This is a genomic window from Comamonas sp. B-9, assembly GCF_000410635.1.
GTDB lineage: Bacteria > Pseudomonadota > Gammaproteobacteria > Burkholderiales > Burkholderiaceae_C > Comamonas.
The window spans coordinates 439-6,122 of record NZ_KE148587.1; the positions used below are offsets into that span (position 1 = coordinate 439).

5 protein-coding genes and 1 pseudogene are annotated in these 5,684 nt (G+C 66.4%); all 6 read right to left on the bottom strand.

Annotated elements, in window-relative coordinates; genetic code table 11:
* Positions 1-500: pseudogene (locus H928_RS33400) on the bottom strand (two-component system sensor histidine kinase KdbD); the annotation flags it as partial.
* Positions 501-525: 25 nt separating this feature from the next.
* Positions 526-2,613, bottom strand: a complete 2,088-nt coding sequence (gene kdpB, locus H928_RS0114070; protein WP_021027091.1) for a potassium-transporting ATPase subunit KdpB — start codon at positions 2,611-2,613, stop codon at positions 526-528.
* Positions 2,610-3,320 carry a potassium-transporting ATPase subunit KdpC gene (kdpC, locus tag H928_RS0114075; protein ID WP_021027092.1) on the bottom strand — a complete coding sequence of 237 codons (711 nt, stop codon included), beginning with the start codon at positions 3,318-3,320 and terminating at the stop codon, positions 2,610-2,612. Before kdpC ends, kdpB begins: the two co-directional genes overlap by 4 nt.
* Before the next feature lie 79 nt (positions 3,321-3,399).
* On the bottom strand, positions 3,400-5,109 hold the full coding sequence (gene kdpA, locus H928_RS0114080; protein ID WP_021027093.1) for a potassium-transporting ATPase subunit KdpA: 1,710 nt from the start codon (positions 5,107-5,109) through the stop codon (positions 3,400-3,402).
* A 121-nt stretch (positions 5,110-5,230) separates the two neighbouring features.
* Positions 5,231-5,326, bottom strand: coding sequence for a K(+)-transporting ATPase subunit F (kdpF, locus tag H928_RS31600; RefSeq protein ID WP_027010947.1), 96 nt, complete (start codon positions 5,324-5,326; stop codon positions 5,231-5,233).
* A gap of 106 nt (positions 5,327-5,432) precedes the next feature.
* Positions 5,433-5,684: hypothetical protein (locus tag H928_RS32880; RefSeq protein ID WP_204366313.1), on the bottom strand; the 252-nt coding region annotated here is incomplete at its 5' end.

Consider the following 5,684-nt stretch of genomic DNA (forward strand, 5'->3'; position numbering starts at 1 on the left):
CCGCCCACCACATCGTTGAGGCTCTCCAGATGCTGCACATTGAGCGTCGTCCAGACATCGATGCCGGCATCGAGCAGCTCCTGCACATCCTGCCAGCGCTTGGGATGGCGCGAGCCGGGCGCATTGCTGTGGGCCAGCTCGTCGAGCAGCAGCACTTGTGGGTGGCGCGCCAGCGCCGCATCCAGGTCAAAGGCCTCGCGCTGGCGGCCCTGGTGGGGCAACAGGCGGCGGGGCAGCAGCTCCAGGCCGTGGAGCTGCTGCACGGTCTCGGCCCGGCCATGGGTCTCCACCAAGCCCACCAGCACCTGGCGGCCCGCCTGGCGCTCGCGCTGCGCAGCGGCCAGCATTGCATAGGTCTTGCCCACCCCGGCATTGGAGCCAAAGTAGATGCGCAGCTTGCCCCGGGCCGCTTGCTGTTGGTCGGCCTTGAGCTGGGCGACCAGCGCGTCCGGGTCAGGCCGGGCGGCAGGTGCGCTGGGGGTATTGCTGGGGTGGGGCATGGTGGCGCTATTGTGGGGCAAGCGCTTAGAACAAGCCTGTTGCCGTCAGCAGCATGTCGATCAGCTTGATGCCGGCAAACGGCACCAGCAAACCACCCAGACCGTAGACCAGCAGATTGCGGCGCAGCAAGGCGGCAGCACCCACCGCCCGGTAACGCACGCCGCGCAAGGCCAGCGGCACCAGCGCGATGATGATCAGCGCGTTGAAGATGACGGCGCTCAGAATGGCGGAATCGGCACTGTGCAAGCCCATGATGTTGAGCGATGCCAGCTGCGGGTAGGTAGCGACAAAGGCGGCCGGAATGATCGCAAAGTACTTGGCCACATCGTTGGCAATGCTGAAGGTGGTGAGCGCGCCGCGCGTCATCAGCATCTGCTTGCCGGTCTCCACCACCTCGATGAGCTTGGTAGGGTTGCTGTCCAGGTCGACCATGTTGGCGGCCTCTTTGGCGGCCTGCGTGCCGCTGTTCATCGCGCCCGCCACATCGGCCTGGGCCAGTGCGGGTGCATCGTTGGTGCCGTCGCCCGTCATGGCCACCAAACGGCCTGCGGCCTGGTGGCTGCGGATCAGCTGCAGCTTGTCCTCGGGCCGGGCCTCGGCCAGGTAGTCGTCCACGCCCGCCTCGGCGGCAATCGCAGCAGCGGTCAGCGGGTTATCGCCGGTGACCATCACGGTCTGGATACCCATGCGGCGCAGCTGTGCAAAACGCTCGCGCATGCCGGGTTTGACAACGTCCTTGAGCTCGATCACGCCCAGCACCCGCGCGCCATCGGCGACGACCAGCGGCGTGCTGCCCTTGCGCGAGACGCTCTCCACCGCCAGTTGCACCGCCTGCGGAAACTGCCCGCCCAGGGCCTCGACATGGCGGCGCAGCGCATCGGCCGCGCCTTTGCGCAGGCTGCGCGGGCCTGTGGCGCCAGCCAGGTCCAGGCCGCTCATGCGGGTCTGGGCGGTAAAGGGCACCGGCTGGGCCTGGGCGGGGTCGAGCACAGCGGGGCTCAGCCCATGGCGCTCCTGGGCCAGTACCACCACGCTGCGGCCTTCCGGGGTGTCATCGGACAGCGACGAGAGCTGGGCGGCTTCGGCCAGCTGCGCGGCGCTGACACCCGGGGCTGGCAAGAATTCGCTCGCCTGGCGGTTGCCCAAGGTGATGGTGCCGGTCTTGTCGAGCAGCAGCACATCCACGTCGCCTGCGGCCTCCACCGCGCGGCCCGAGGTGGCAATCACATTGGCCTGCATCATGCGCCCCATGCCGGCCACGCCGATCGCAGACAGCAGACCGCCGATGGTGGTCGGGATGAGGCAAACCAGCAGCGCCACCAGCACGGCCACGCTGACGGCGCTGCCGCTGCCCGATTGCGCCACCGCAAACACCGAGAACGGCCAGAGCGTGACAATGACCATCAGAAACACCAAGGTGAGCCCCACCAGCAGGATGCCCAGCGCCAGCTCGTTGGGCGTCTTCTGGCGCTTGGCCGATTCGACCATCGAGATCATGCGGTCCAGAAACGACTCACCCGGGTTCACCGTGACCTCGACCCCCAGCCAGTCGGACAGCACGCGCGTGCCACCGGTCACCGACGAGAAATCGCCACCGGCCTCGCGCACCACAGGGGCCGATTCGCCGGTGATGGCGCTCTCATCGACCGAGGCCACGCCTTCGACCACGGTGCCGTCGAGCGCAATCACATCGCCCGCCTCCACCAGCAAGAACGTGCCCTTGCTCAGGCTGCTGGCGGGCTGGGCCGTCCAGGCGGCGCCATGCTGCGCTTGCTGCAGCACCTTGGCGACCGTGTCGCGCTTCATGCCGCGCAGGCTGGCGGCCTGGGCGCGGCTGCGGCCTTCGGCCAGGGCCTCGGCAAAGTTGGCAAACAGCACGGTGAACCACAGCCAGCCGGCAATGGCCAACGTAAAACCGCTGCCCTCCTGCGCCATGAACAGCGCTTGCAGCCACAGCAGGCTGGTGAGCCAGGCACCCAGGTAGACCACAAACATGACCGGGTTGGTCCATTGCAGGCGGGGCGAGAGTTTGCGCAGTGCATCCCAGGCGGCGGCCTGCAGCAGCGCCAGATCGCCGAGGCCAGCGGATGCCGTCCATTTTTTCGTGTTCATGGTTGGCTCCGGGTTGGCAGTGCATCCAGCGCCATATTGAGCGCCAGCACATTCACGCGGGGCTCACCGAGCAGGTAGCCAGTGCGCTGCTGCGTGGCCTGGTCCAGCAACTGCTGCACCTGGACGGGGGGCAACTGCCGCTCGCGCGCTACGCGGGCCAGTTGCAAGTTGGCATTGGCAACCGAGATATGCGGATCCAGGCCCGATGCCGAGGCGGTGACCGCATCGACCGGCACAGCCGCATCGGCCGCCAGGCCATTGGTCGTGCGGTACTGCGCGACGCGCTCGGCCACGCTATCGGCCAGCCCCTGGCTGCTGGAGCCCTGGTTGCTGGCGCCGGACAGGCCGGCGTTGTAGGGCGCAGCGATGCTGGCCCCGTCCTGCTTGGGGTCAGGTGCCGTCGTGGCGCTGGGCCGGCCATGGAAGTAGCGGGCGCTGTCAAAGTACTGGCCGATCAGGGCCGAGCCCACGATCTGGCCATTGCGCAGCACCAGCGAGCCATTGGCGGCATGGGGCAGCAGTGCCTGGGCGACGCCGGTCGTGGCCAGCGGGTAGGCCACGCCACAGAGCAGCAGCACCAGTACGGCGGCGCGGGCACTGCTGCCCAAAGTGCGGCTAAAAGTGCGGCCCCAGCCTGCGTCGGCGGGGGCGGCGGCCTGCTGCGCATGCAGCGCTGGCAGACGTTTATCGGAATCAGGGCTTGTCATGTTTTTCTCCTGCGGGCACGGCCTGGCCGTGCCCCGGTTCGCGTCAAATCAGTTGGGATACCAGGTCAAAAGGTGGGGCTCAGGGGTAGAGCTGCCCAGCCAGCATCTGCAGCTGCTCGACGACCGGCCCCAGCGCCAGCGCTGGCAAAAAGGTGAGCCCGCCGACCACCAGCACCACAAACACCAGCAATCCGGTGAACAGCGGCGTGGCGGTGGGAAAGGTGCCGGCCCCGGCGGGCACGCTGGCCTTGCTGGCCATGCTGCCGGCGACAGCCAGCAGCGGCAGCAGGGTCAGGTAGCGTCCCATCAGCATCGCCAGGCCCAAGGTGGTGTTGAAGAAGGGCGTGTTGGCATTGAGGCCCGCAAAGGCCGAGCCGTTGTTGGCAGTGGCCGAGGCATAGGCGTAGAGAATTTCCGAAAAGCCATGCGGGCCCCGGTTGTTCAGGCTGTCGGCAGCGCCCGGCCAGAGCATGGCCAGCGCTGTCCATCCCAGAATGCAGGCCGGGTGGGCCAGCACTGACAGCATCACCAGCTTCATCTCGCGCACCTCGATCTTCTTGCCCAGGAACTCGGGCGTGCGCCCGATCATCATCCCGGCCAGGAACACCGTCAGGATGGCGTACTGCAGCAGGTTGATGAGGCCCACGCCATCGCCGCCAAACACGCAGTTGAGCATCATCAGCGCCAGCGGCGTGATGCTGCCCAAGGGCGTGAGCGAGTCGTGCATGGCATTGACCGAGCCGGTGGTGGCCGCCGTGGTGGTGGTGACAAACAAGGCGGTATCGGTGATGCCAAAACGCAGCTCCTTGCCTTCCATATTGCCGCCCGGTTGGGTGGCGCTCCACTGCTGGTCGGCACCGGCGCGGGCCAGCAGGCTGCTGCCGTTTTGCTCGCCCGTCCAGACCAGGGCCAGAAAGCCCAGGAAGATGATCAGGCTCGCCCCAAAAAACACCCAGCCCTGGCGGCGCTTGAGCAGCATGGCTCCCAGCGCATAGGTCATGCCGGCAGGGATCAGCAGCATCGCCAGGATGTGCAGCATATTGGTGAGCGGCGTGGGGTTCTCAAATGGATGGGCCGCATTCATGCTGAAGAAGCCGCCGCCATTCGTGCCCAGGTGCTTGATGCTCTCGAGGCTCGCGACCGGGCCCATCAGCAGCTGCTGCGTGCGGCCGCCATCGATGGTATGGGCCAGCACCTCGGTACCCAGGGTCTGCGGCACGCCCTGCCAGACATAGACCAGCGCCAGCAGCAGCGACAGCGGCAGCAGCACGCGCCAGAGCATGCGCACAAAATCCACCCAGTAGTTGCCAATATCCTGGCTGTCCGCACGGGCCAGCCCGCGCACAAAGCCGGCAGCAGCGGCCAGGCCGGCGGCGGAGCCCGCAAACATCAGGCCGGTGATCACCACCATTTGCGTGGCATTGCTCAGGCTGCTCTCACCGGCATAGGCCTGCCAGTTGGTGTTGGTGATAAAGGACGCAGCGGTGTTGAACGCCAGATCCGGCGTCTGCGCAGCATTTTGCAGCGGGTTGAGCGGCAGGAAGCCCTGCAGCCGCAGTAGCAGGTAGCCCAGCAGCATCAGCAGGCCATTGCTCATCACCAGCACCGCGCCATAGCGCTGCCAGCCCATGCGCTCTTGCGGGTCCACACCGATGGCGGCGTAGGTCCAGCGCTCCAGCCGGCTGTCGTGCGCGCTGGTAAAGCAGCGTGCCAGCCACCACCCCATGGGGATGGTGAGCAACACCAGCACCGCCACAAAGGCGGCATATTCGATCCAGACTAAACCCATGTCAGCCCCGCTCAGATGCGCACCAAGGCGCGAACAAAGCCCAGCAGGCCGACAAAGCAGGCCAGCGTGAGTCCGACAAATACGAGGTCTTGCAGCATGTACATGGCCCTCTCCCCTTTTTTCAGAATTTTTCGGGCCGCAGCAGCGCGTACCCCAGATAGACAAACAGCGCAGCACTGACCAGCGCGGCCAGCACCTCCACTCCATGGATCCACATGGTTTTCTCCTCATACACCGCAGCCAGGCCGCCCAATGCGGCCCCACGCAGCGTGGTGTTGCACAGGCAAAACGCCTGCAGTGGAGCCAATGTAGGTTTGCGCGCATCAAGCAGGCGCTGAGAATGCGCGGGGGGATATCAAGATGGCATCAAGATCGCCGAGAGAAAGGGTGGCTGTCTGGAAAGCAAGCCCGGGTGACGCGGCTGTGCCGCTGCGGCGGCCTGGGCAAAGGCGCTGGCGCCCTGCCTGCCCAAGCCCGGGTAAAACGCTTTCCGTTAAAATGCCCGCAGTCCCAGCCAGCACCTGCTGGCTTTGTTTTTTGGCAGCCCAGTCCCGGGTCTGCGCCCTTTGCTCTTC

What these genes read in the sequence shown, in the direction of transcription:
- kdpB (WP_021027091.1), bottom strand. Translation starts at nt 2,613, where the DNA reads ATGAACACGAAAAAATGGACGGCATCCGCTGGCCTCGGCGATCTGGCG.
- kdpC (WP_021027092.1), bottom strand. Translation starts at nt 3,320, where the DNA reads ATGACAAGCCCTGATTCCGATAAACGTCTGCCAGCGCTGCATGCGCAG.
- kdpA (WP_021027093.1), bottom strand. Translation starts at nt 5,109, where the DNA reads ATGGGTTTAGTCTGGATCGAATATGCCGCCTTTGTGGCGGTGCTGGTG.
- kdpF (WP_027010947.1), bottom strand. Translation starts at nt 5,326, where the DNA reads ATGTGGATCCATGGAGTGGAGGTGCTGGCCGCGCTGGTCAGTGCTGCG.